This window comes from Pseudochelatococcus lubricantis (assembly GCF_011762225.1).
GTDB lineage: Bacteria > Pseudomonadota > Alphaproteobacteria > Rhizobiales > Beijerinckiaceae > Pseudochelatococcus > Pseudochelatococcus lubricantis.
Map to the genome: position 1 here is coordinate 394,737 of NZ_JAASQI010000004.1, position 21,892 is coordinate 416,628.

Below are 21,892 nucleotides of genomic sequence, written 5' to 3' on the forward strand. Positions count from 1 at the left end.
CTCAAACTTGCTGCTGTGGTTGCTTCAGACGGCGTTTTCCGGCATGTCCGGAGAGAATCGTCAGCGCCGCCGGGGTAATACCTTCAATTCGCGCGGCCTGACCCAGCGTCCTGGGCCTGATTTGCGACAGCTTCTGCTGAAGTTCACCCGAAAGACCCGGCAGCGCTTCAAACGTAAGGTCTGCGGGCAGTTCAAGCTCTTCATCCCGCCGAAATGCGGCGATGTCCTCCTGCTGCCGGTCGAGGTACACGTCGTAGATTGCGTCCGTTTCAAGGCGTTCGCGCAGCCAGCGCGGCATCTCACCCAGTTCCGGCCAAATAACACGGAGCCGCTCGACGGAGATATCGGGATATGACAGCAACTGGAAAGCCGAGCGACGCTGGCCATCCTGATTGAGGGTCAAGCCGTGTCTTGAAGCCTCTCGCGGCGTCAGACTGAGCCCGCGCAGACGTGTGCGCCACTCGTGAACAAGACGGCTTCTCTCCTCATGGAACGCACCCCGGTGCGGCCCGACGCAACCGGCAGCAATCCCCTTGTCTGTAAGACGCTCATCGGCGTTATCGACGCGCAGACTGAGCCGATACTCCGACCTGGACGTAAACATGCGATAGGGTTCGCTGACACCATGTGTCACCAAATCGTCGATCATCACGCCAATATAGCCATCCGCGCGGTCGAAGGTGATACCGGGCTGGTTTCCCGCACGACGGGCCGCATTTAGTCCTGCGACAAGCCCCTGCGCTGCCGCTTCCTCATATCCGGTCGTTCCGTTGATCTGCCCGGCCAGAAACAGGCCTCTGATAGCCCGCGTCTCCAGAGTCGCGTCGAGGTGCCGCGGATCTACATAATCATACTCGATTGCATATCCCGGCCTCAGGATTGTGACGTGCTCCAGCCCCGGCATGGAATGAATGAAGGCGTCTTGCACATCCTCCGGCAACGATGACGAAATGCCGTTGGGATAGACGGTAAAATCGTCGAGACCCTCGGGCTCCAGAAATATCTGATGACTTTCCCGGTCAGCAAACCGCATCACCTTATCCTCGATAGACGGGCAGTATCGGGGGCCACGGCTTTCGATGACGCCTGCATAGAGGGGCGACCGGTGAATGTTCTGGCGAATAATTGTATGGGTTTCCGGCGTTGTTCGCGTAATACCGCAGGCAATCTGTGGGTTCGGTAGCCGTTCCGTCAGAAGCGAAAACGGCTCGGGCTCATCATCCCCTGCCTGACGATCGAGAATACTCCAGTCAATGGTCCGGCCGTCCAGGCGGGCTGGTGTACCCGTCTTGAGACGGCCGAGCGTCAGGCCGTGATGCATCAATATCGATGACAGCGCGTCCGCCGGCGCCTCACCGATGCGGCCCGCCGGGATCTGTTTTTCCCCGATATGGATAAGACCACGCAGGAATGTTCCGGTGGTCAGCACGACAGCGCCGGCGTCGTATGCCCGGCCGTCCACCAGCCTCACGCCCGTGATGCACCCGTCGCGCACCGAAAGATCGGCCACCTCACCTTCGATCACCGACAGGTTGGCGATGGTACTGATAGTGTCCTGCACAGCCCGCGCGTAGAGTTTGCGGTCGGCCTGCGCACGCGGACCGCGGACGGCCGGCCCCTTTCGCCGGTTCAGTACGCGAAACTGTATGCCCCCTTGATCGGCCGCACGCGCCATGACACCGTCGAGCGCGTCGATCTCTCGCACCAGATGTCCCTTGCCCAGACCGCCAATGGCAGGGTTACATGACATCGCGCCGATCGTCGCGAACTGATGGGTGACCAGCGCAACCCTTGCGCCGACGCGAGCGGCGGCGGCCGCGGCCTCTGTCCCCGCATGCCCTCCTCCGACGACGACAACGTCATACCCTCGCTCGCCGTTTTGCTGCCGCTCAACCATGCCTTCAATCACCGCCGATTCATCTACCCTTGTGTCGGGCACTGTTTATAACCCCTGAACGGGCCGTTGTCTTCCGGTAGCGTTTCTGTTTCGATTTATCGCACCTGGACAGACGAGATTGTTTCACGTGAAACACGGTGCGCGGATTTTCATTCCCATTATTTCCCGATGCAGAAACCCGCAAACAACCGATCCAGGACATCCTCGACATCCACGCGACCGGTGATTCTACCCAACGCTCGCATGCCGAGGCGGATGTCCTCCGCAAGCAGTTCCGGCGATGTAGATACGTGAGCCGCCGACACCCTGGACAAGTGGCGCGCTGCATCGGTCAGTGCAGTGCGATGGCGTTCGCGCGTGATGAGCGCCGTCTGCGAGTCGGATCGACCCGCGAGTTGTTGTTCAATTCGTTTCAGAAGGATATCGATTCCTGTCCCGGTCTTCGCGGACACCGCCACCGCGCCTTCTATCACTTCATCGTCCGGCTGAAGATCGTATTTCGTGCGAACCATGATAATGTTTTCCGGTGCAACTGCTTCGAATCCGGTAGCGCCATCGGTATCGGCGTCAATTTTGTTATCGAACAAAAGCAGGACGAGATCGGCCGCTTGCGCGCGCTTTCTGGCGCGTACAACGCCTTCTCTCTCAACCGGGTCGTCCGTGTCCCGCAGCCCGGCGGTGTCGACGAATACCACGGGCGTGCCGCCGAGATCGCAATGCAGCTCGATCATATCCCGAGTCGTTCCGGCAACGGGAGAGACGATGGCCACGTCCCGTCCGGCAATGCGATTGATCAACGTCGATTTGCCGACGTTCGGCGGACCAGCGATTACCACCGTGAAGCCGTCACGAAGACGCTCTCCCCGCGCGCCGTCATTCAGAACAGTCTCAATCTCCTTGCCCACCAACGACGCAGCCGACACGGCTTCATCCGTAAGGCCCTCGGGGACGTCACCCTCGTCGGAGAAGTCGAGCGATGCTTCGACCAGCGCCATCGTATCGACCAGGCGTTCGCGCCAGTTTTCCACCGTCAGCGACAACGCACCTTCAAGCTGGCGCATGGCCTGGCGGCGCTGTGTTTCCGTCTCCGCGTCGATCAGGTCGGCGATGCCTTCGGCCTCCGTCAGATCGAGCTTTCCGTTGATGAAGGCGCGTCGGGAAAACTCTCCCGCCTCAGCCAGCCGGCATAGCCTCGTCTCCAGCAAGCGCCCCAGCACTGCTGCGATTACCGCCGGCCCGCCGTGCAGATGCAGTTCAGCGACGTCCTCACCCGTGAAGCTCGCCGGCGCCGAAAAGAAAATAACGAGCGCCCGATCAAGCACGGCGCCATCGCTGGCGTAGATGGCGCGCAGGCTGGCGAAACGCGGTTGCGGCACGGAACCGGCCAGCACTTCCAGTATCCGCCGCGTCGCTGGGCCAGACAGCCGCAGGACAGCAATCGCAGCCCGTCCGCTACCCGTCGCCACCGCAACGATCGTATCTTCACGACGCAAGGAAAATCTCCACCGCAAAATCACCGACCGCCGTATCGCAGTCGCCATCCTCTACATTGCAAGTCGGAAACATCATAAGCCATGGCACAAGAAGCAGGAAAGGCCCTCCGCATATAGCGAAAGGCCTCTGTATCCTGCAGCAATCGAAGTGCGACGCAGCGCGACTACGTGTTCATCGAATCGAAGAAATCGGCGTTGCGGCGTGTCTGGCGCAGCTTGTCGAGCAGGAACTCCATGGCGTCGACGGTGCCCATCGGATTGAGGATGCGGCGCAGCACGTAGGTCTTCTTGAGGATGTCCGGCGGCACGAGCAGTTCTTCCTTGCGGGTGCCCGAGCGGGTGATATCGAGGGCCGGGAACACACGCTTGTCCGAAACCTTCCGGTCGAGAATGATTTCGGAGTTGCCGGTGCCCTTGAACTCCTCAAAGATCACCTCGTCCATGCGGCTGCCGGTGTCGATAAGGGCCGTCGCGATGATGGTCAGCGAGCCGCCTTCCTCGATGTTGCGTGCGGCACCGAAAAACCGCTTCGGCCGCTGCAGCGCATTGGCGTCCACGCCACCCGTCAGCACCTTGCCGGAGGACGGCACGACCGTGTTGTAGGCGCGGCCGAGACGGGTGATCGAATCGAGCAGGATGACGACATCGCGGCCATGCTCGACAAGGCGTTTGGCCTTCTCGATCACCATTTCCGCGACCTGCACGTGACGCGCCGCCGGTTCGTCAAAGGTCGAGGAAATGACCTCGCCCTTGACGGAGCGCTGCATGTCGGTGACTTCCTCCGGACGCTCGTCGATCAGCAGAACAATCAGGTAGCACTCGGGATGATTGGTCGTGATCGACTGCGCGACATTCTGCAACAACACTGTTTTGCCGGTGCGCGGCGGTGCGACGATGAGCGCGCGCTGGCCCTTGCCGATCGGTGAGACGATGTCGATGACACGGGCGGACAGGTCCTTCTTGGACGGCTCTTCCGTCTCCAGACGCAGCCGCTCATTGGGGTAAAGTGGCGTCAGGTTGTCGAAATGCACCTTGTGCCGGATCTTTTCGGGATCCTCGAAATTGATCGTGTTGACCTTGAGCAGGGCAAAATAGCGTTCGCCGTCCTTTGGGCCACGAATGGTGCCCTCGACGGTGTCGCCGGTACGCAGGCCGAAGCGACGAATCTGGGACGGCGACACGTAAATATCGTCCGGCCCCGCCAGATAATTGGAATCGGGCGAACGCAGAAAACCGAAACCATCCTGCAGCACCTCCACGACGCCTTCCCCGATAATCTCGGTATCGGCGGCGGCCAGTTGCTTGAGGATGGCAAACATCAATTCCTGCTTGCGCAGGATGCTGGCGTTTTCGACCGACAGCTCTTCGGCAAAAGCCAAAAGCTCGGTCGGTGTCTTGGACTTGAGGTCCTGAAGCTTGATCTCCCGCATCGGGGAAAAACTCTCGATCTATAAGGGGGCTGCCGTGCAGCCCGGAAGGATGTGATGAAGCGCAGGTTGAAACGTCGGGTATACGACACAGGCGAGCATGCGCACAATATAACTGCACGCTCGCCATCCTGCTGTCAGGAAGGCACGCCTTATCTAGCGGATTTCCCTTCCGACTTCAAGTCCGACCCCGCGGTTTTTCGCCCTGTCCGCTCCGACTCCGCCGGATGCAGCCCTTTCCGTCCGCGCATACTAGAACGGCTTGAGTACCACGAGAATGACAATGAGGATCATGAGGAGCGTCGGCACCTCGTTGACGATGCGGTAGAAGCGCGGGCTGCGCGTGATCTTGTCAGCGGCGAACCGACGCAGCTCCGCGCCCAGGAAGCCGTGAACTCCCGACAGGATCACGACGAGCAGGAGCTTGCCATGAAACCACCCGGCGGCGAACCAGCCGCCTTCATAGGCGATGATCAGACCGAAAACCCATGTCGCTATCATGGCCGGCGTCATGATCGCCTTGTACAGGCGCCTTTCCATGACCTTGAAGGCCGCGATGCGATCGGAGCCCGGCACCGCCTCGGCATGGTAGACGAACAGGCGCGGCAGGTAGAGCATCGCCGCCATCCACGCAATGACCGAGATAATGTGCAGGGCCTTCAGCCATTCATAAAGCATCGCGCGCTCTCCGGATCGTCCCGACGTCGCCCGGGCCGTACGCTCTTTTCCCGCGAACGGCAGATTCCCGCAAGCATTTCTTCGACCGATTCCAGGTTACGGAAGCGGGCTGCGATCAACCGCGAACCCTGGCGATCATCTGCTCGACATGGGCGATCGGCGTCTGCGGCAAAATGCCATGCCCGAGGTTGAAGATATGCGGCCCATTGCCCAGCGCGGCGCGGATATCGTCCACGGCGCCGGCAAGAACATCGCCGCCGGCGAGCAAGGCCAGCGGATCGAGGTTGCCCTGCACCGGGCGCAGCTTCTGAACGCTGTCGCGCGCGCGCCATGGGTCGATAGTCCAGTCAAGCCCCACGGCGTCGGCAATGCCGGCCTGCGCCAGTTCCTCCACACCCACGCCGGCGCCGCGCGCAAACACGATCACGGGAATTCCCGGCCGTTGCGAACGGATGCGGTGAACGATGCGACCGACCGGCGCCAGAGACCAGCGCCGGAAGAGGGAAGGGGGCAGGGCGCCGGCGAAACTCTCGAAAATCTGCAGCGCTTGCGCACCGGCGTCGATTTGCGCAATGAGGTGGCTTGAAGTCGCGTCCACAAGCCTGTCGATGATCTCGCCGAAGAGCTCGGGGTGCTGATAGGCGAAAAGACGGGCGGGCGCCTGATCGGGGGTGCTCTTGCCGGCGATCATGTAGCTCGCCACGGTCCAGGGCGCGCCGGCGAAGCCGATCAGCGCGACTTCCGGGGGTAGGGTAGCGCGAACGATGCGCACCGTCTCGTAGACGGGCGCAAGCCGTTCCAGATCGAGTTCACTGGCGAGCGTCGCCAACCCCCCTTCGGGTGTCAGCGGATCGAGTTGTGGGCCTTCACCTTCCGCGAACCTGACCTTCTGGCCGAGAGCGTCGGGCACCACGAGGATGTCGCTGAAGAGAATGGCAGCGTCGAACCCGAAACGGCGGATCGGCTGAAGGGTAACCTCGGCGGCCTTTTCGGGATTGTAACAGAGATCGAGAAACGAGCCCGCCTTCTGGCGCAGCGCCCGGTATTCCGGCAGGTAGCGCCCGGCCTGCCGCATCATCCAGAGCGGAGGTGTTGCAAGGGTTTCACCGGCCAACACCCGCAGAAACGGGATGTTTGCGGAGAGAGGTTCGGTGCGGATGCGCTCGTCGTCTCGGGGGGGCAGGCTCACGATCCTTCACTCCTGTCTTGAATCAAAGAATGTCTATTAAAAGGATTCTGTTGTTCTTGTTAGACGGCGAATAGCAGCATCCCAGCGGCGTCCACATTTCGTCCCCAGATTCGCTCACCGTGCTTCGACGCCGCGGGAGCGCTGCGGCCGGGTCCGAGTTTCGCCCTATTCGTTAACGATTCGTTAACGTTTAGGAAGCGTTAAGCCTGTCGCGAAATCGCCTTTGCGGGATTTTGTCCACGGCCGCGAAAATCCGTGACTGAATCAGGCCACACGGAAACGACTGTTGAACGATTGGTTGGCGATTCACAGGGCCTTTTTCCGGCCGGCCGTTAACGGTTTGTTATCCACACGTGTCGACTCCCCCTGTTGGAATCGCGGTCCTCCGCCAGTGTTTCACGTGAATCCGCCAGGCGTTACCCGGTGCACGACGGCGGAGTTCCGGAAAGGTGTTCGCGCCGGCGCCGCCAGATGTTAAACCGGTTCGGGAAACGGATGGGGGATCACGTGAACCGCAGCTTTTTTCATCTGCATCTGGTGTCTGATTCGACCGGGGAGACGCTTCTTGCCGTGAGCAGGGCGGTTGCCGCGCAATATGAGGGAATCTCGGCGATCGAGCACGTCTACCCGCTCGTGCGTTCCGCCGCCCAACTGGAGCGGGCGATGGCCTCGATCATGGACGAACCTGGCATCGTCCTCTACACGCTCGTCAATCCAGATCTTGCGAACGAACTGAACCGCGTGTGCAGCGCGGAGGGAATTCCGGTGCTTTCTGTGCTTGATCCGGTGGTGAATCTGTTTCAGTCTTACATCGGCACCGAGACCATCGCGCGGCCCGGTGCGCAGCACACACTCAATGCCGAGTATTTCAAGCGTATCGATGCGATGAACTATACGCTTGCCCACGACGATGGACAGACGGGGGAGGATCTCGATTCGGCAGATGTCGTCCTGGTCGGCGTCAGCCGCACGTCCAAGACGCCGACGGCTATTTATCTCGCCAACCGGGGTATCAAGACCGCGAACGTTCCGCTGGTTCCCGGCTTCGCCTTGCCTGAGGCGCTGAGCACAACCAAGAGGCCGCTGATCGTGGGGCTTGTCGCGAGCCCGGACCGTATCGTCCAGATCAGGCAGAACCGCCTGTTGAGCCTGAACGCGGGCGACGACACAGCCTATGTCGATAGGGATTCGGTGGCGGCGGAGATTGCGGAATCGCGAAAGCTGTGCGCGCGCAACGGCTGGCCGGTGATCGACGTGACCCGCCGCTCCATCGAGGAGACGGCGGCGGCCATCATGGAACTGCTGCGCGCCCACCGCCTGCAGTTCATTGCCCTGTCCTGAGCCGCCGCTCTGAATGATGTCTTGATTTCTGTCATGCCGTGAAGGAGGGGACTTAATGTCGGAACCGGACCCTGCAACTCTCTGGATCGCGGATCAGCCGCTTGTTCTGGCGTCCACCAGCCGCACGCGGCGCAATCTCCTCGAAGCGGCGGGAATCGCCGTGGAAACACGGCAGCCGGGCGTGGATGAGCGGGCCATCGAGGAGCCGTTCAGTTCATCCGGTGCGCCGATAGAGGATCTTGCTTCGCTGCTGGCACGCGAAAAGGCGCTCGCCGTCAGCCGGCGGGAACCGGGACGTCTGGTTCTCGGCGCGGATCAGACGCTTGAGTGTGACGGGCGGCAGTTTCACAAACCCGTCGATATCGCTGCTGCGCGGAATCAACTTGCCGCGCTCTCGGGTAAGACGCATCATCTCCATTCCGCTGCCGCGCTGGCGCGTGACGGGGAGGTGGTGTTCGAAGTCGTCTCCACGGCCGATCTCGATGTGCGGCCGCTGGAGGAGGCGTTCGTCACCAGATATGTCGAGGTGGTGGGGGACAGCGTTCTGTCGAGCGTCGGTGGCTATCAGGTCGAGGGGGCCGGCGTCCAGTTGTTCTCCCGCATCAACGGCGATCACTTCACGATACTCGGTCTGCCGCTTCTGCCCGTTCTCGCCTTCCTGCGCGAGGAAGGATGTCTCGCGTCCTAAAGCAGTTTCAGCAAAAGCAGGCACCGCTTTTGCGTGCGAAATTGTGTAAAAACAAAAACGTAGGCCATTGTTGCGTTTCAACGAAACGTAGAAATGGCCCAGAGCGTGTTCCGGTCAAATTGAATCATTTAAGTGATAACAATTCGCCCGAATCAAGAAATGAGCGTGTGCCGGCGGCCCTGTCCATCGTCAATGACAAGGTCCGGCACAGAACGTTTTTTCGTTGAATTGCCGCGCCGTTCCGTCCATCTGGTTAAGCACGATCCTTCCCGGAAACTGTCTCCGCCTGTCGGAACCGCGCTCCGGACAGACAGCCTTTCATTCTCATGTTGATTCCCATGCCGCAACCGCTTCCATCATCCGCTCCCAAGGCCTGCATCATCGGCTTCCCGGCCCGTCACAGCCGTTCGCCTCTCATCCACCGCTTCTGGCTGCGGCAGCACGCCATCGCCGGGGACTACGGTTTCGCCGAGGTTTCGCCTGACGACTTTCCGGGCTTCATCCGCGATCTCGCCTCGAATGGATACGTGGGCGGCAATGTCACGGTTCCTCATAAGGAAACCGCCTTCGGGCTTGTGCATGACGCAACGGCTACGGCGCGGGCGCTCGGCGCGGTCAACACGCTCTGGTTCGAGGACGGGCGGCTGATGGGCGACAACACCGATGTCGCCGGTTTCCTCGCCAGCCTCGACGCGGACGCGCCGGGATGGGACGTGCGCACGCCAACCGCCACGGTGCTGGGAGCGGGGGGAGCGGCGCGGGCCGTCGTCTACGGCCTCCTGGCGCGCGGCGTCGAGCGCATCCATATCGTCAACCGCACGCTGGCGCGCGCGCAAGCATTGGCTGAACATTTCGGGCAGTTGTTCCCGGGCCGGCAGATCGCGGGTGCGGGATGGGACGCGCTGCCTGGCCTCCTGCCCGCCAGTTCGCTGCTCGTCAATACGACGTCGATGGGCATGCACGGCCAGCCCACCCTCGATGTGGACCCCGAAACACTACCGGAAACGGCGCTGGTGACGGACATCGTCTACGTGCCGCTTGAGACGCCGTTGCTTGCAGCGGCGCGGCAGCGCGGATTGCGGACCGTTGGCGGGCTTGGCATGCTGTTGCATCAGGCGGCGCCGGGATTCGCGCGCTGGTTTGGCATGACACCCGTCGTTTCGCGGGCTCTCTACGATGACGTGGTCGCGGATCTGCTCGCCACCACAGAAGGATCGAAGCCATGACATTCGTCCTCGGGTTGACCGGTTCGATCGGGATGGGCAAGTCCACCACCGCCAATTTCTTTCGGGCGAGGGGCGTGCCGGTGCACGATTCCGACGCCGCAGTCCACGAACTCTACCGGGGTCGCGCCGCGCCGCTGGTGGAGGCGGCGTTTCCGGGTGTCGTGGTTGATGGTGTTGTCGACCGCGAGCGGCTTGCCGCGCGGGTGCTTGGCGACGCGGAGGCGTTGCGCCGTCTGGAAGCGATCGTTCATCCGCTGGTGGCGGAGGAGGAGCGCGCCTTTCTGGAACGGGCACGCCGCGATGGGGCGCAGCTCGTCATCATCGATAGCCCTCTGCTGCTGGAGACCGCACAGGACGGCCGCTGCGACGCCGTCCTCGTGGTGAGTGCGCCGCCGGAGGTGCAGCGGGCGCGCGTGTTGTCGCGTCCCGGCATGACGGAGGAGAGGTTCGAGCGGATTCACGTGAAACAGATGCCGGATGCCGAAAAGCGCCGCCGCGCGCATTTCGTCGTGGACAGCTCGCGTGGTCTCGATGCGGCGGAGCGGCAAGTGCGCGATATTCTGAGGGCGCTCTCCGGCCGGCCGGGGCATCGACGGCAGGCGGAAGCGCCGGCCTGACGCCGGCGTCGAACGATCGTCCGTCTCCAGTCAGAATTATCGGGTCCAACCATGTCACGAGAAATCGTCTTCGATACCGAAACGACGGGCGTCGACCCCGCCACCGGCGACCGCGTGGTCGAAATCGGCTGTGTGGAGCTTGTCAATACGGTGCCGACGGGGCGGCATTTTCACGCCTACATCAATCCGGAACGGCCGATGAGCGAGGGCGCCTTTCGTGTGCACGGCCTCTCCGATGCGTTTCTTGCCGACAAGCCCGTGTTTGCGGCGGTGGTCGATGAGTTCCTCGCCTTCATCGCGGAAGCGCCGCTTGTCGCCCATAATATCAGCTTCGATGCCATGTTCATCAACGCGGAGTTCCGTCGACTGAACATCGCGCCGCTGGCGCAGGAACGGCTCGTCGACACGCTGGTGCTGGCGCGGCGCAAGCATCCGGGCGCGCCGAACAATCTCGATGCGCTCTGCGCGCGCTACAGCATCGACAACAGCAAGCGCACGAAACACGGCGCGCTGCTCGACGCCGAGATTCTGGCGGAGGTCTACATCGAGCTGCTCGGTGGCCGGCAGGCGGGCCTTGACCTTGGTATCGCGCCGTCCGCGCAGGTGACTGCCCACGCACAGCGCTCTGCCGCGCCACGGCGGCCAGTGCCGCTGCAGCCGCGTGTGAGTGACGCGGAGCGGCAGGCGCACGCCGCCTTCGTCTCCGAGCTGGGCGGCGCCAGCCAGTGGCTGAAGTATCTTCAGGCCGGCGGGGAGGGGCGCCAATAGAAAAGCCGGGAGCGGCGCCACGCGCTGCTCCCGGCCGGAAAGACCGCGCCACGGTGTTTTCGCAACACCCGAACGCGGGTATGTCCCTGCGAATCAGGAAACGGTCGCCTGTGCCTGTTCGGCCTGCAGCTCGGCGATCTTCTGGCGGTAGAGCGCCGAGAAATCGATCGGATCGATGAACAGGGGCGGGAAGCCGCCGTTGCGGACGGCGTCCGCGATGATCTGGCGGGCAAACGGAAACAGCAGGCGCGGGAATTCGATCATGACCGTGGGGTGGACGTGCTCGGCCGCGATGTTGCGCAGACGGAAGACGCCGCCGTACACGAGTTCGAACGCGAACAGCACCTCGTTGTCGATCGTCGCCTTGCCTTCCAGCGTCAGGTCGACCACGTAGTCTTCCTCACCGATCTGGTTGCCGCCGACGTTCACCTGAATGGAAATCTCGGGAGACTTTTCCTGCGGCGCCAGCGAGCGGGGCGCATTGGGGTTCTCGAAGGAGAAATCCTTGATGTACTGCGCGAGGGCGCTGACCACCGGCCCTGCGGTCGTTTCGCTATTGGTTGTTGCGTCGGTCATGTGATTTCTCCGCTAGTCATAGTCAGAATCATCATCATCGGTATCCGATGGATTCCCTAGACGTGTGACGTGTAAAGCCGATTAACGCAAGCCGCATATGAAAGGATCGGGCGTCATTTCCGCGCTTGTTGCCGTTCTGTCGCCGCATCTGGCAACATGGCTTCCGGTATAGGTTCCGGCATGAATTTTGATGATAAAAGCGTTTCCGTAAAGCCCGTCGCAGGATACGATACGCGGCCAGGGGCCGGTTTTGGAGCGCGGCCATTCCGGCGCGGCCGGGGCGCGTTCTTGTCCGGACGGGATGTGGATGTTACCAGCACGGCACACCATATGTGCCGGTGAAGCTGGTCGGAGCGACAGGGAAGTGAGACGATAGAAACATGCAGGACAGTTTTGACATCGTGACCATCGTCTTTCTCTGCCTTGCGGTGTTTGTCATCTGGCGGCTGCGCTCGGTTCTCGGCCAGCGCACCGGCAACGAGCGCCCGCCGGTCGACCCCTTCACCCGGCGCGACGCGCGCAACGGGAACGGGCAGCAAGGTGCGGCGAAGGGCCAGGCCGAGGGCCGCTCGGCCGAAGGCAACGGCGGCAACGTGGTGCATCTGCCGGGGCCGGCCAACGACGTGAGCGCGCCCGGCGCCGCTGTCGATCCGGACCGCTGGAAAGGCGTCGCCGAACCCGGCTCGCCCATCGCCCGCGGGCTCGACGCCGTCGCGGCGGCGGAACCCGCGTTCGACATCAAGGCCTTCCGGGAAGGCGCCAAGTCTGCATACGAAATCATCGTCACCGCTTTCGCCCAAGGCGACCGCAAGACGCTGAAGGGCTTGCTGTCCCGTGAGGTTTTCGACGGCTTCGACCGCGCCATCGGCGAGCGCGAACGCCGGGGCGAGGTAGTCAACACCACATTCGTTTCCGTCGACAGCGCGGATATCCAGGCTGTCGAGGTGCAGAATCAGGTCGCACAGATCACCATCCGGTTTGCGTCCAAGCTGATCACCGCGACCTATGACGTCGAGGGCAAGGTGATCGATGGCGCGGCGGACGAGGTGGCGGATGTCAGCGACACGTGGACGTTTTCACGCACGCTACGCAGCCGCGACCCCAACTGGTTGCTGATCGCGACCGAGTCCGGTCACTGACGCGATGGGCCGGGCGCACGTCGGCTGGCCCGGCACCTTCGCGCCGGTTCGGTGGCTCGTGACGCCGGCGTATCTCTGTTTTGTGTTGATGATTCTTGCCATGACGGCATCCGTGCAAACCGTTTCCGCGTCGAAGGCGCCATCCGTGGATGGCGCGGCGCTGGAGCAGCTGACGTTCGACGCGCTCGCCGAGTGGCGGGCGGACGACCACGCCGCGGCTTTCGCCGCCTTCCGGCGCACCTGTCAGACGGTCGTCGGCGACGCGGCGGTTCTGCGTCAGGGCGCCCCGCCGCCGCGCGCGTTACGGGCGGTGTGCTCGGCCGCGCTCGCAGCGCCGCCGTCTCCTGATGGCGACAGCGCCCGCCGCTTCTTCGAGCGTCATTTCCGCCCTTTCCGGATAAGGCCGGCAAACGGCGACGGCTTTCTCACCGGCTATTACGAACCGGAATTCGCCGGCCGGCTCGTCTCCGGCGGTGTCCATGACACGCCGCTGCTGTCGCGCCCGGACGATCTGGTGAACGTCGCAGAAGGCGAGAACGTCCCGGGCCTCGATCCGGCGCTGCGTGCGGCGCGCCGTGTCGCCGGGCCGCAGGGCGTTCGTCTGGAACCCGTTCCGGACCGCGCCGCGATTGAGGACGGGGCGCTGGGCGGCGGCGCGCGGCCGCTTGTCTATCTCGATGCCGTGGATGCATTCATGGCCCATGTGCAGGGCTCCGTGCGGGTGCGGCTCGTCGACGCCGGCACCGACGGGAAGGCGGTACGCCGTTTCGCCTACGCCGGCCGCAACGGCCACGCCTACACGTCGGTCGCGCGGCTCGTCGTCGCTGAGACGGGCATCGCACCTGCGGATCTGACGGCGCCGAAGCTTGTCGCGTGGCTGCGCGCCTACCCCGAGGAGGCGCGGCGACTGATGCGCCGCAATCGTTCCTATATCTTCTTTCGCCCCGCAGACGAACTCGCCGCGGACGACGGCCCGCTCGGCGGCGCTTCCGTGCAACTCACACCCGGGCGCGCAGTCGCGATCGACCGGCGCATCTGGGCCTATGGCCTGCCGGTCTGGATCGAGGCGCGGCTGCCGCATCCCGCGGGCGAGGGCGGTTCCGGTAGCGACGATTTCTATTCCCTGCGGCGGCTCATGGTTGCGCAGGATACGGGCTCCGCCATCGTTGGCCCGGCGAGGGCAGACATTTTCTTCGGCTCGGGCGAAGCGGCGGGGGCGCGGGCCGGGCTTGTCCGCCATGTGCCCGAGCGCTTCGTGGTGTTCCTGCCCGTCGGTGCGGAGCGGGGGACATGAAACGGCGCGGCGGCAGGCGCCTGTCTGAAGAGGAGGCGAAGCTCTGGCGCCACGTGACCCGCAGCATCCGGCCGCTTCCGGGCCACACGCCGCCGCTTGAGCCGGCACCCGCTCCGGAGGCGGAGGCGACGTCTCCGGAGCACCGGCCTGCGGAAGCCTCGCCGCCCGCAAAAATTGAACGCCGCCCGCCCGCCCCGCCGCCGCTGGTGCCGCTGGAACGGCGGCTGATGCGCGATCTGCGGCGCGGAATCGATCGCATCGATGCGCGCATCGATCTGCACGGCATGCGTCAGAACGAGGCCTATTACGCACTCCTCGGCTTCTTGCGCCGCGCGCAGGGGGAGGGGGCGCGCGTCGCGCTGGTGGTGACTGGCAAGGGCAGCACGGCCGCCGCGGTCGCGGATCCGTTCAGCGAGCGCGGGGTGCTGCGCCGCCTCGTGCCGCACTGGCTTGGTCTCGCGGAAATGCGCCCGGTGGTGGTGGGCTTCTCGACGGCCAGCCGCGAGCACGGCGGCGACGGCGCGCTTTACGTGAGGCTGCGCAAGGGCGCGAAGGGCCGCCCCGGGGGCGAGGCACGGCCATGACACCCTTCGGCATGCACCTGCGGGCATTGCGCGCCGCGCGCGGCGTCACCCAGAAGGAAATGGCGCAGGCGCTGCGCGTGTCGAGTGCCTATCTCTCGGCGCTCGAGCACGGCAAGCGCGGCAAGCCGACCTGGGCGCTGCTCCAGTCCATCCTCAACTACTTCAACCTCATCTGGGATGACGCCGACGCGCTGGTGAAGCTCGCGGACATATCGGACCCGCGCGTCGTCATCGACACGGCGGGCCTGTCTCCGAAGGCCACGCTGCTCGCCAACCGCCTCTCCGGCGATATCGCGAAGCTGACCGAGCCGGAACTCGAAGCGCTGATCGCGGTGCTCGACGCGCGGAAAGGACGCTGATCGGCTGAAGATGGCCGGGACCCGCTTCTACAGGGTGTTGAGGCGCGCTTTCAGCCGGTCGAGCAGGCGGTAGAGGACGACCTGCTCATCAAGGTCGAGACCTTCCAGCGCCTCCCGGTAGAATGCATCGATGGCGATCTGCATCTCAGACCATGCCAGGTCCCCGGCGGTTGTGAGAACGATGCGGCGGCTGCGGCCGTCCTCGGCGTCCTTGATCCGCTCGATCCAGCCGCGCGCTTCCAGCCGGTCCAGCACGGGCGTGATGTTCTGGCGGCTGACAAGGAGGAACGCGATCAGGTCCTTCACCGTCATGCCGTGTTCCCGCGGCTCCGGCCGGGCGAGCGCGCCGAGAACCGCCCATTGCTGCGTTGTGCTGTTGAAGTCGCCGATGAACCGCGCACCCACCTTGTGCATGAGATTGGCACATTGGTAGAGACGGAAGAAGACGCGGTTGGCGACATCGAAACGGGCCGGATCGGACTGCCGCGAATCGGATGGACGCAGAACGGAATGTTTCGCCGGGCTGTCGGTCATGAAACGCCTCGCTTCGAAATGCGCCTCGGATATGAGTCAATATATTGTTACAGCATCAAACCGGAAAACAGACGCCGTCTTCCGGAAAAATCTGATGTCTGAACAGGGAGATAGAGCGACGATGCGTCTCCGCTTGTACGCTGCTCCGTTGAATCGGGCCAATCACGCCGACACAGTAAATCATGCCATTGTTATGTCACTTAGGGAAGAGATGACGAAAGCAGCAGGCGCTGCCGGACACACGTCCTTGTGAAGCGCGGAAACGATGGCGGTATGGATTTTCAACGGCTGGCGGCGCGGCTACGTCAGATCTCCCAGAAGGCGGGATGCGCCTGGCTGAGATGCGGCCCGATGCGCACTGCCGATACCCGGACGGCAAGGCCGGTGGCGTCGTCGGTCTCGACCGCGAGCCCCGCCAGCGTGCCCGGCCCGGAGGCGGATTCAAGGCGGACACCGGGTGTCTTCTCGATAAAGCGGCGCAGCGGTTCCTCCGGCTGCATGCCGAGCATCGAATCGTAGTCGCCGCACATGCCGGCATCGCTCTGGTAAGCGGTGCCACCGGCGAGAATCTGCTCGTCCGCTGTCGGCACATGCGTATGGGTGCCGACGACGAGGCTCGCCCGCCCGTCGACGTGGCGCGCCATGGCCTGCTTCTCGCTGGTGGCCTCGGCATGCATATCGATGATCGCGGCGTCGACCACTTCGCGCAGCGGACATTCGGCCAGCGCCTTGTCGACGGCTGCGAACGGATCGTCGAGCGGGTCCATGAAAAGGCGGCCCATGGCGTTCACCACCAGCACCCGGCTGCCGTTCGCTGCTTCCACCACCGTTGCACCCCGCCCCGGCGTGCCCGGCGGATAGTTGATGGGGCGCAGCAGGCGCGGCTGGCGCTCGATGAACACGAGCGCCTCACGCTGGTCGAACGAATGGTTGCCGAGCGTCACGACATCCGCACCGGCATTGAGGAGATCGTCGCAGATCGCTTCCGTGATGCCGAACCCGCCCGCGGCGTTCTCGCCGTTGACGACCACGACGTCGAGTTTCCATCTGGTGCGCAGGTCGGGGAGCTGATCGACGACGGCCGCTCTTCCCGGCCGCCCGACGACATCGCCTAGAAACAACAGACGCATGAAACCTCCACATCCGCGCGAACCGCCGCCGCCGCCATGGCGCGTGCCTATTTCGTGATCGTGATCGATTGCACCTGCGTGACAATCGCGTCAAGCGGGCGATCGTGCGGCTCGGCCGGGATCTCGCCAATTTCCTGCACGTCGAAGGCTACGCCGATGGTGATGAGCGGGCGCTTCGCCGAGAGACGAGAGATGGCCTTGTCGTAATTGCCCTGCCCGTAGCCCAGCCGGTTGCCCCGGCGGTCGAATGCGGAGAGCGGTACCAGCAGCACGTCGGGGTCGACCTCCGGCGCTTCCGGCGGCGGCCCCTGTGTCCCGAATCCCGCGTCGATCAGTGGCAGGCCCGGCCGCCAGCGGCGGAAAACCAGCCCGTCCGGCGTGATCACCGGCAGCGCGAGCGGCACGGCGCGTTCATCGAGCGCCGCCATCAGCGGACGGGGATCGAGTTCACTGCGAATGGGCCAATATCCCGCCACGATGCCGCCGCGTAGCATAGCCGGGTAATCCGAAATGACCCGGTCGCTAACGGAGGCGGCAGCGGCCTGTACCCGTTTGAGATCGGCGGCGAACAGGTCACGCCGCGCCAGAGCCTCGCGCCGCAGACGCGCTTTCTGTTCGGCAGGCACTAGCGCCGCGATGTTAGGAAGGTCGGCCATGGAACGGGACGGCTCGGGAAGGAGGGGAAGATAAGGTGCGGGTCCACAATGGCCGTTGGAGAAAGATCCCGGGAACCTACAATGTAGGTGGGCGCCGTGTGCCCGGGTCCACGGACCTGGGCAGGGACAGCTCCCTGGGGATCAATAAGGCCCCGGGGAATATGCCTCCTGACGAACCTCGCAGAGCCCGCATCCCAAATCTATGCTTTCGTCGGATAAATATCCAGCCCCCTGCATGCGTTTTATGGGGGCATCCCGGGAGTCTTCACGTGGCCCTGAAGTCGCCCTATATGAAGCAGGATGAACCTCGCTCATTGATGGCCGGTGAGGCCTGCGCGAGGCAGGCTGCCGGGCACGTTGGCCGATGGTGCGGGGCCGGCGGGCTGACGCCGCAATGAAAGAGCGAAGACCGTGGAACTTTCGTCCGCTTCTGCCACCGAGCCCGTCGACGTCGCGGTGGCGGGCCTGCGCGACTGGCTGCTGACCGACGCCCGCCTGAGCGCCGATATCAGCCGCGCCATCGCGGGGCTCGCCGACCGGCTGAACGCGGAGGGCGTGCCCGTCGACCGGCTGACCTTCGCCGCGGAGGCGCTGCATTCCGAACACGCGGCGGTTTCGGGAACCTGGATCAAGGACGATCCGGGCGTCTGGAAGTTGCAGGCCTATGGCAAGGAGGTGACAGCCGGCTATGCGCACAGCCCCCAGCGGGTAGTGCACGAGTCCGGCCGGCCGCTCGCGTTCTGGATTGACGAGACGCCGGACGACCGTTTCGGCATCGTCGCCGATCTCCGTCAGGCGGGCTATCGTCATTATGTGTGCTTTCCCATCTTCTTCGCCAACGGCCACAACAACGCGGTGACTTTCGCGACCCGCAGCGCCGACGGTTTTCCGCCGCGTGCCTTCGCCCTGCTGGAGGGGCTGATTCCTTCCCTGACCGCGACGCTGGAAATCTTGTCCGGTTACAAGTCGCTCGACGAGGTATTGCGGATTTACGTTGGCGACGAGCCGCATCGCGCCATTCTCGCAGGCCGCATCGGGCGCGGACAGGTGAGCCGGATCCGCTCCGCCATCCTGTTCGCCGACATGCGCGGCTATACGCGCATCACCTCCGCCATCGATCCCGAGCAGGCGGTGCAATTGCTGAACCGGTATTTCGACTGCCTGGTGCCGCCTATCGAGGCGGAAGGCGGCGAGGTGATGAAATATATGGGGGACGGCCTGATGGCGATCTTCCGTGACCGGGGTGACGATACCGGCGCCGCCGCGCAATCGGCACTGACCGCGGCGACTGAGGCCCTCGCGCGCATCGGCCAGATCGACGGCACACCGTTCGGCGCGACCATCCGCGCAGGGATCGCGCTGCATCACGGTGAGGCGGCTTATGGCAATGTCGGTTCGGGAGCGCGTCTCGATTTCACCGTGGTCGGCCGCGACGTCAACCTGACCAGCCGCCTTGCTCAGCTTAACAAGGTGCTCGATGAGCCGCTACTGATGTCACGTGCCTTCAGTGAACATCTGTGGGCGAATCCTCACCCGCTGGGCGCATTCCGGCTCGACGGCTTTGAGGATGCGATAGAGGTCTACAGGCCCTGAGCGCCGGCCCAGCCGGCGCTCAGCCGCCGTTCACCACAGCCCGGTGGTCGTCGCGTCCGCCGCCGGGCGAACGGCCGGTGCATCCGCGACAGGCGACGCGGGGGTCGGCGTCGCAGCGGTCACAATCGCGTCCGCAGCCGGCACATTTGCCTCGACCGCCGTGCTCGCGGACTCGCTGGAACCGAGGCCCGAGAACGACATCATGCGGTTGAACAAGGACGGCTTTCCGGTAACGGCCGGTGCGGGCTCGCCCGGCGCCGTTGCCGCGGCGACCAAAACGGCGCCCGGGCGCGGCGTGGGCAGCGGCACCGACTGCGCCGCGGCGGGCTGTGCTGCAGCTGCCATCTGCGTCGCCGGCGCGGTAACCTTGGGGGCGGTTGCTTCGCGCGGCGCGCTCTCGGCCGGCGCGGCAGCCGCGACCTGCGTGGCTGGCGCGCCGCCGTCGTTCAGGACGATCTCCTGCGGGCCGGCGGCAAGGGCGTCAGGCCGGCTGACGAGCGTGGGATCGTAGCCAGGTGTGCGGCGGGAGAACGCGAGCAGGCCGGCTTCGGGATGGCGACCGCCCCGGAACACCGCGTGTTGCCCGCCATCCTGATAGACAAGACGGACTGCAGGCGTGCCCTTGGACAGCAGGTCGGCTATCTTGGCGTCGTCCGCCTGCTGCTTGGCAGCGACCGCCTGCTTGATGCCGCTGTCGATGTCAAGCGTCGGGCAGGCGCCGGCGGCGCTGAACTTGCTGCTGTTGCGGGCGTTGAAAACGTAGCGCTTGCCACAGACCGAAACGTCGGGTTCGAGACCGGTAGTCTCGAAATTGTCCGAACCTTCCTTCAGGTTGCGCCAGAAAGCGATATTGGGGTCGAGCCGGTGCTTGGCCATATTCTCCGGCGTCATGCGGAACGGATATGCCTGCACCTGGAACTTGCGCTGGCCGCCGTTGAAGGCCTCGCGCCCGATGGCGTAGATCTCGGCGATCTGCTCGTCGGTCATCGAATAGCAGCCGGCGGAAGAGCAGGCGCCGTGCACCATCAGATAGCGGCCGGTGCGACCGTTGGCGCGGTCGAAGGCGTTGGGATAGCCCATGTCGAAGGAAAGATAATAGGACGAGTTCGGGTTCATCAGCGCGGGGGTGATGCTGTAGAACCCTTCCGGCGCCTGCCGGTCGCCTTCCTTCTTCTTCGGCCCGAGCTGGCCGGACCAGCGGCAGATCGGGTAGGTCTTGAGCAGGGCGAAGCGGCCGTCGCGCCCCTTCTTCCAGACCTCAAGCTCGGCTTCCTTCTTGAAGATGCGGACAAGGATGGGCGATGACTGCTCCATCCCCTTCTCGCGCATCAGCGATACCGTCTCGGTGGGGATGGGCGCGCGGGCCTTGGTATTGCTGGCATATTTAGCGCTTTCCTGACACCCGGCCAGCGCCATGCCGACACCAACGAACAAGACAAGCCGCTTCAACATTCAGACACCTAACCTTTACGCTGATGCAGGAATGCACCCGATCGGAGGACTCTAGCCGTCCATCCTTACCGAAACATTACCGCTGCAGCCGACCGCACGACCGGGACGAATCGCCCGCGCCCACGCCGCCGCGATGACCGGCCAGACGCCTGTTCGGGCATCTTGCCGGATTTTCGCGTCCGCGTCGACCCCGCCCGGCGGCGAAGCCGTCAGAACAGCCGGTTGCTGCGGCTGAGACGCGCCACGCCGTCGCGTGCAACCTTGTTGTCCTGCGAGATGCTCTGTGCCCGTTGATAGGATTCGAGCGCGTCGCGCGTGTTGCCCTGCCGTTCGAGCGCCAGGCCGCGCGCCGCCCATGCGTCGGCATTGTTGTTGTTGACGTTCAGCGAGGCGTTGAAATCCTCGACCGCCTTGTCGTAACGCCCGACCTCGATCAGGCTCTGCCCGCGCGCCGTATAGGGCGCCGCCACGAAGGGATCGCGGTCTATGGCCGCGTCGAAATCGCGGATCGCGTTCTGATGCTGGCCAAGGCGCTGATAGACGAGGCCGCGCGCATGAAAGGCCTCGGCAGCCTCAGGATTGATGGCGATGGCACGCGACAGGTCCGCGAGCGCCTGATTTGTATCGCCTTTCGTCCGCAGCAGATTTGCGCGGCCGATATAGGCCGGGGAGTAATTGGCATCGGCGGTGATGGCTTGCGTGAAATCGCCCATCGCGGCATCGTCCTTGCCCGTCTGCCGGTACGCGAGCGCCCGGTTGGTATAGGCAGCGGCGTAACGGGGATCGAGAGTGACAGCCTGCGTGAAATCGCGCACCGCGTCGCCGTACTGCCCCTGTCGCGCATAGGCCGCGCCGCGCGTGTTGTAGGCGACGGGATCGCGCGGATTGGCGCTGATGACGCCGGACAGCGAGCTGATATTGACACGCGCGTCAGGATTGGTCTTGTCGACCACTGCGACATTTTGTGTCGGCGCGAAATTGCCCACCGTTCCGCAAGCACCCAGCAAGGCCGTGATGCCCAATACCAGAGCGACCGGCGCTCCCCGCGAGGCGGAGAACATGCCAGCCTTGTTGAATTCATCGAACGCGAATCGGTCAGTCACGGCCCACGCCCATTCTGCGACGTTCATCCTGCTGCATGTGCAGCGCAATCGACGCCTGTCACCACCACGTCGGCATCAATATGTGCCGGCAGACGAATGCCTATCAAACAGAACGCAAAACACCCGAAACGTAAGGGACGACGTGCGT

21 protein-coding genes and 1 other RNA gene are annotated in these 21,892 nt (G+C 64.0%); 10 read left to right on the plus strand and 12 right to left on the minus strand.

The genetic code is table 11. The annotated features are described in order from the left end of the window. Position 1: 1 nt before the first annotated feature. The 5 genes from mnmG to hemE form a co-directional block, all read right to left on the minus strand. Positions 2 to 1,897, minus strand: a complete 1,896-nt coding sequence (gene mnmG, locus FHS82_RS11040) for a tRNA uridine-5-carboxymethylaminomethyl(34) synthesis enzyme MnmG (RefSeq protein ID WP_166952616.1) — start codon at positions 1,895 to 1,897, stop codon at positions 2 to 4. Positions 1,898 to 2,055: 158 nt separating this feature from the next. Beyond that, positions 2,056 to 3,390, minus strand: a complete 1,335-nt coding sequence (gene mnmE / locus FHS82_RS11045) for a tRNA uridine-5-carboxymethylaminomethyl(34) synthesis GTPase MnmE (protein ID WP_377700249.1) — start codon at positions 3,388 to 3,390, stop codon at positions 2,056 to 2,058. A 164-nt stretch (positions 3,391 to 3,554) separates the two neighbouring features. Continuing rightward, positions 3,555 to 4,820, minus strand: coding sequence for a transcription termination factor Rho (gene rho, locus FHS82_RS11050; RefSeq protein WP_166952438.1), 1,266 nt, complete (start codon positions 4,818 to 4,820; stop codon positions 3,555 to 3,557). A 249-nt stretch (positions 4,821 to 5,069) separates the two neighbouring features. Next, positions 5,070 to 5,495: a protoporphyrinogen oxidase HemJ gene (gene hemJ, locus FHS82_RS11055; protein ID WP_166952441.1), complete on the minus strand. Its 426-nt coding sequence runs from the start codon at positions 5,493 to 5,495 to the stop codon at positions 5,070 to 5,072. A gap of 115 nt (positions 5,496 to 5,610) precedes the next feature. After that, positions 5,611 to 6,654 (minus strand): uroporphyrinogen decarboxylase, encoded by a 1,044-nt coding sequence (gene hemE / locus FHS82_RS11060; protein ID WP_343042558.1) that lies wholly within the window; start codon positions 6,652 to 6,654, stop codon positions 5,611 to 5,613. Between the two features lie 537 nt (positions 6,655 to 7,191). Here hemE and FHS82_RS11065 point away from each other — a divergent pair. The 5 genes from FHS82_RS11065 to dnaQ all read left to right on the plus strand — a co-directional run bounded on the left by FHS82_RS11065 (position 7,192) and on the right by dnaQ (position 11,324). Beyond that, the gene (locus FHS82_RS11065; RefSeq protein ID WP_166952619.1) at positions 7,192 to 8,025 is read left to right on the plus strand and encodes a pyruvate, phosphate dikinase/phosphoenolpyruvate synthase regulator; all 834 of its coding nucleotides are present in this window, start codon (positions 7,192 to 7,194) and stop codon (positions 8,023 to 8,025) included. A gap of 55 nt (positions 8,026 to 8,080) precedes the next feature. Continuing rightward, the gene (locus FHS82_RS11070) at positions 8,081 to 8,713 is read left to right on the plus strand and encodes a Maf family protein (RefSeq protein ID WP_166952448.1); all 633 of its coding nucleotides are present in this window, start codon (positions 8,081 to 8,083) and stop codon (positions 8,711 to 8,713) included. Between the two features lie 338 nt (positions 8,714 to 9,051). Continuing rightward, positions 9,052 to 9,939 (plus strand): shikimate dehydrogenase, encoded by an 888-nt coding sequence (locus tag FHS82_RS11075; protein ID WP_166952454.1) that lies wholly within the window; start codon positions 9,052 to 9,054, stop codon positions 9,937 to 9,939. Next, positions 9,936 to 10,556: a dephospho-CoA kinase gene (gene coaE, locus FHS82_RS11080; protein ID WP_166952457.1), complete on the plus strand. Its 621-nt coding sequence runs from the start codon at positions 9,936 to 9,938 to the stop codon at positions 10,554 to 10,556. Before FHS82_RS11075 ends, coaE begins: the two co-directional genes overlap by 4 nt. A 51-nt stretch (positions 10,557 to 10,607) precedes the next feature. Then, positions 10,608 to 11,324, plus strand: a complete 717-nt coding sequence (gene dnaQ / locus FHS82_RS11085; RefSeq protein ID WP_166952459.1) for a DNA polymerase III subunit epsilon — start codon at positions 10,608 to 10,610, stop codon at positions 11,322 to 11,324. A 93-nt stretch (positions 11,325 to 11,417) separates the two neighbouring features. Here dnaQ and secB read toward each other — a convergent pair whose 3' ends face one another. Continuing rightward, positions 11,418 to 11,900, minus strand: a complete 483-nt coding sequence (gene secB, locus FHS82_RS11090; RefSeq protein WP_166952462.1) for a protein-export chaperone SecB — start codon at positions 11,898 to 11,900, stop codon at positions 11,418 to 11,420. A 380-nt stretch (positions 11,901 to 12,280) separates the two neighbouring features. Between secB and FHS82_RS11095 the strand changes: the two genes are divergently transcribed. The 4 genes from FHS82_RS11095 to FHS82_RS11110 all read left to right on the plus strand — a co-directional run bounded on the left by FHS82_RS11095 (position 12,281) and on the right by FHS82_RS11110 (position 15,276). Beyond that, complete coding sequence (locus FHS82_RS11095) at positions 12,281 to 13,039, plus strand: Tim44/TimA family putative adaptor protein (RefSeq protein ID WP_166952466.1); 759 nt, start codon at positions 12,281 to 12,283, stop codon at positions 13,037 to 13,039. 100 nt (positions 13,040 to 13,139) lie between these two features. Beyond that, complete coding sequence (mltA, locus tag FHS82_RS11100) at positions 13,140 to 14,333, plus strand: murein transglycosylase A (RefSeq protein ID WP_166952471.1); 1,194 nt, start codon at positions 13,140 to 13,142, stop codon at positions 14,331 to 14,333. Continuing rightward, positions 14,330 to 14,917: a Smr/MutS family protein gene (locus FHS82_RS11105; protein ID WP_166952474.1), complete on the plus strand. Its 588-nt coding sequence runs from the start codon at positions 14,330 to 14,332 to the stop codon at positions 14,915 to 14,917. The genes mltA and FHS82_RS11105 overlap by 4 nt, the downstream gene beginning before the upstream one ends. Further along, positions 14,914 to 15,276, plus strand: a complete 363-nt coding sequence (locus tag FHS82_RS11110) for a helix-turn-helix domain-containing protein (RefSeq protein ID WP_166952479.1) — start codon at positions 14,914 to 14,916, stop codon at positions 15,274 to 15,276. Before FHS82_RS11105 ends, FHS82_RS11110 begins: the two co-directional genes overlap by 4 nt. Positions 15,277 to 15,303: 27 nt before the next feature. Here the strand turns inward: FHS82_RS11110 and FHS82_RS11115 are convergent, their stop codons facing one another. The 4 genes from FHS82_RS11115 to ssrS form a co-directional block, all read right to left on the minus strand. Then, complete coding sequence (locus FHS82_RS11115) at positions 15,304 to 15,810, minus strand: MarR family winged helix-turn-helix transcriptional regulator (RefSeq protein ID WP_166952484.1); 507 nt, start codon at positions 15,808 to 15,810, stop codon at positions 15,304 to 15,306. A 305-nt stretch (positions 15,811 to 16,115) separates the two neighbouring features. After that, positions 16,116 to 16,940, minus strand: coding sequence for a TIGR00282 family metallophosphoesterase (locus FHS82_RS11120; RefSeq protein ID WP_166952489.1), 825 nt, complete (start codon positions 16,938 to 16,940; stop codon positions 16,116 to 16,118). A 47-nt stretch (positions 16,941 to 16,987) separates the two neighbouring features. Then, positions 16,988 to 17,596 carry a 5-formyltetrahydrofolate cyclo-ligase gene (locus FHS82_RS11125; RefSeq protein ID WP_166952493.1) on the minus strand — a complete coding sequence of 203 codons (609 nt, stop codon included), beginning with the start codon at positions 17,594 to 17,596 and terminating at the stop codon, positions 16,988 to 16,990. 36 nt (positions 17,597 to 17,632) lie between these two features. After that, a non-coding RNA gene (gene ssrS, locus FHS82_RS11130) (6S RNA) lies at positions 17,633 to 17,786 on the minus strand. Between the two features lie 221 nt (positions 17,787 to 18,007). Between ssrS and FHS82_RS11135 the strand changes: the two genes are divergently transcribed. Further along, entirely contained in the window at positions 18,008 to 19,189 is a 1,182-nt protein-coding gene (locus tag FHS82_RS11135) for an adenylate/guanylate cyclase domain-containing protein (protein ID WP_166952496.1), read from the plus strand. 30 nt (positions 19,190 to 19,219) lie between these two features. Here FHS82_RS11135 and FHS82_RS11140 read toward each other — a convergent pair whose 3' ends face one another. Further along, entirely contained in the window at positions 19,220 to 20,641 is a 1,422-nt protein-coding gene (locus FHS82_RS11140; RefSeq protein ID WP_166952499.1) for a L,D-transpeptidase family protein, read from the minus strand. 209 nt (positions 20,642 to 20,850) lie between these two features. Then, complete coding sequence (locus FHS82_RS11145) at positions 20,851 to 21,702, minus strand: tetratricopeptide repeat protein (RefSeq protein WP_166952621.1); 852 nt, start codon at positions 21,700 to 21,702, stop codon at positions 20,851 to 20,853. Positions 21,703 to 21,892 lie beyond the last annotated feature (190 nt).

Excerpts from the sequence above, each read along its gene's own strand:
- mnmG (WP_166952616.1), bottom strand. The coding sequence starts at position 1,897 with ATGGTTGAGCGGCAGCAAAACGGCGAGCGAGGGTATGACGTTGTCGTC.
- rho (WP_166952438.1), bottom strand. The coding sequence starts at position 4,820 with ATGCGGGAGATCAAGCTTCAGGACCTCAAGTCCAAGACACCGACCGAG.
- hemJ (WP_166952441.1), bottom strand. The coding sequence starts at position 5,495 with ATGCTTTATGAATGGCTGAAGGCCCTGCACATTATCTCGGTCATTGCG.
- FHS82_RS11070 (WP_166952448.1), top strand. The coding sequence starts at position 8,081 with ATGTCGGAACCGGACCCTGCAACTCTCTGGATCGCGGATCAGCCGCTT.
- FHS82_RS11075 (WP_166952454.1), top strand. The coding sequence starts at position 9,052 with ATGCCGCAACCGCTTCCATCATCCGCTCCCAAGGCCTGCATCATCGGC.
- coaE (WP_166952457.1), top strand. The coding sequence starts at position 9,936 with ATGACATTCGTCCTCGGGTTGACCGGTTCGATCGGGATGGGCAAGTCC.
- dnaQ (WP_166952459.1), top strand. The coding sequence starts at position 10,608 with ATGTCACGAGAAATCGTCTTCGATACCGAAACGACGGGCGTCGACCCC.
- secB (WP_166952462.1), bottom strand. The coding sequence starts at position 11,900 with ATGACCGACGCAACAACCAATAGCGAAACGACCGCAGGGCCGGTGGTC.
- FHS82_RS11095 (WP_166952466.1), top strand. The coding sequence starts at position 12,281 with ATGCAGGACAGTTTTGACATCGTGACCATCGTCTTTCTCTGCCTTGCG.
- mltA (WP_166952471.1), top strand. The coding sequence starts at position 13,140 with ATGACGGCATCCGTGCAAACCGTTTCCGCGTCGAAGGCGCCATCCGTG.
- FHS82_RS11105 (WP_166952474.1), top strand. The coding sequence starts at position 14,330 with ATGAAACGGCGCGGCGGCAGGCGCCTGTCTGAAGAGGAGGCGAAGCTC.
- FHS82_RS11110 (WP_166952479.1), top strand. The coding sequence starts at position 14,914 with ATGACACCCTTCGGCATGCACCTGCGGGCATTGCGCGCCGCGCGCGGC.
- FHS82_RS11115 (WP_166952484.1), bottom strand. The coding sequence starts at position 15,810 with ATGACCGACAGCCCGGCGAAACATTCCGTTCTGCGTCCATCCGATTCG.
- FHS82_RS11120 (WP_166952489.1), bottom strand. The coding sequence starts at position 16,940 with ATGCGTCTGTTGTTTCTAGGCGATGTCGTCGGGCGGCCGGGAAGAGCG.
- FHS82_RS11125 (WP_166952493.1), bottom strand. The coding sequence starts at position 17,596 with ATGGCCGACCTTCCTAACATCGCGGCGCTAGTGCCTGCCGAACAGAAA.
- FHS82_RS11140 (WP_166952499.1), bottom strand. The coding sequence starts at position 20,641 with ATGTTGAAGCGGCTTGTCTTGTTCGTTGGTGTCGGCATGGCGCTGGCC.
- FHS82_RS11145 (WP_166952621.1), bottom strand. The coding sequence starts at position 21,702 with ATGTTCTCCGCCTCGCGGGGAGCGCCGGTCGCTCTGGTATTGGGCATC.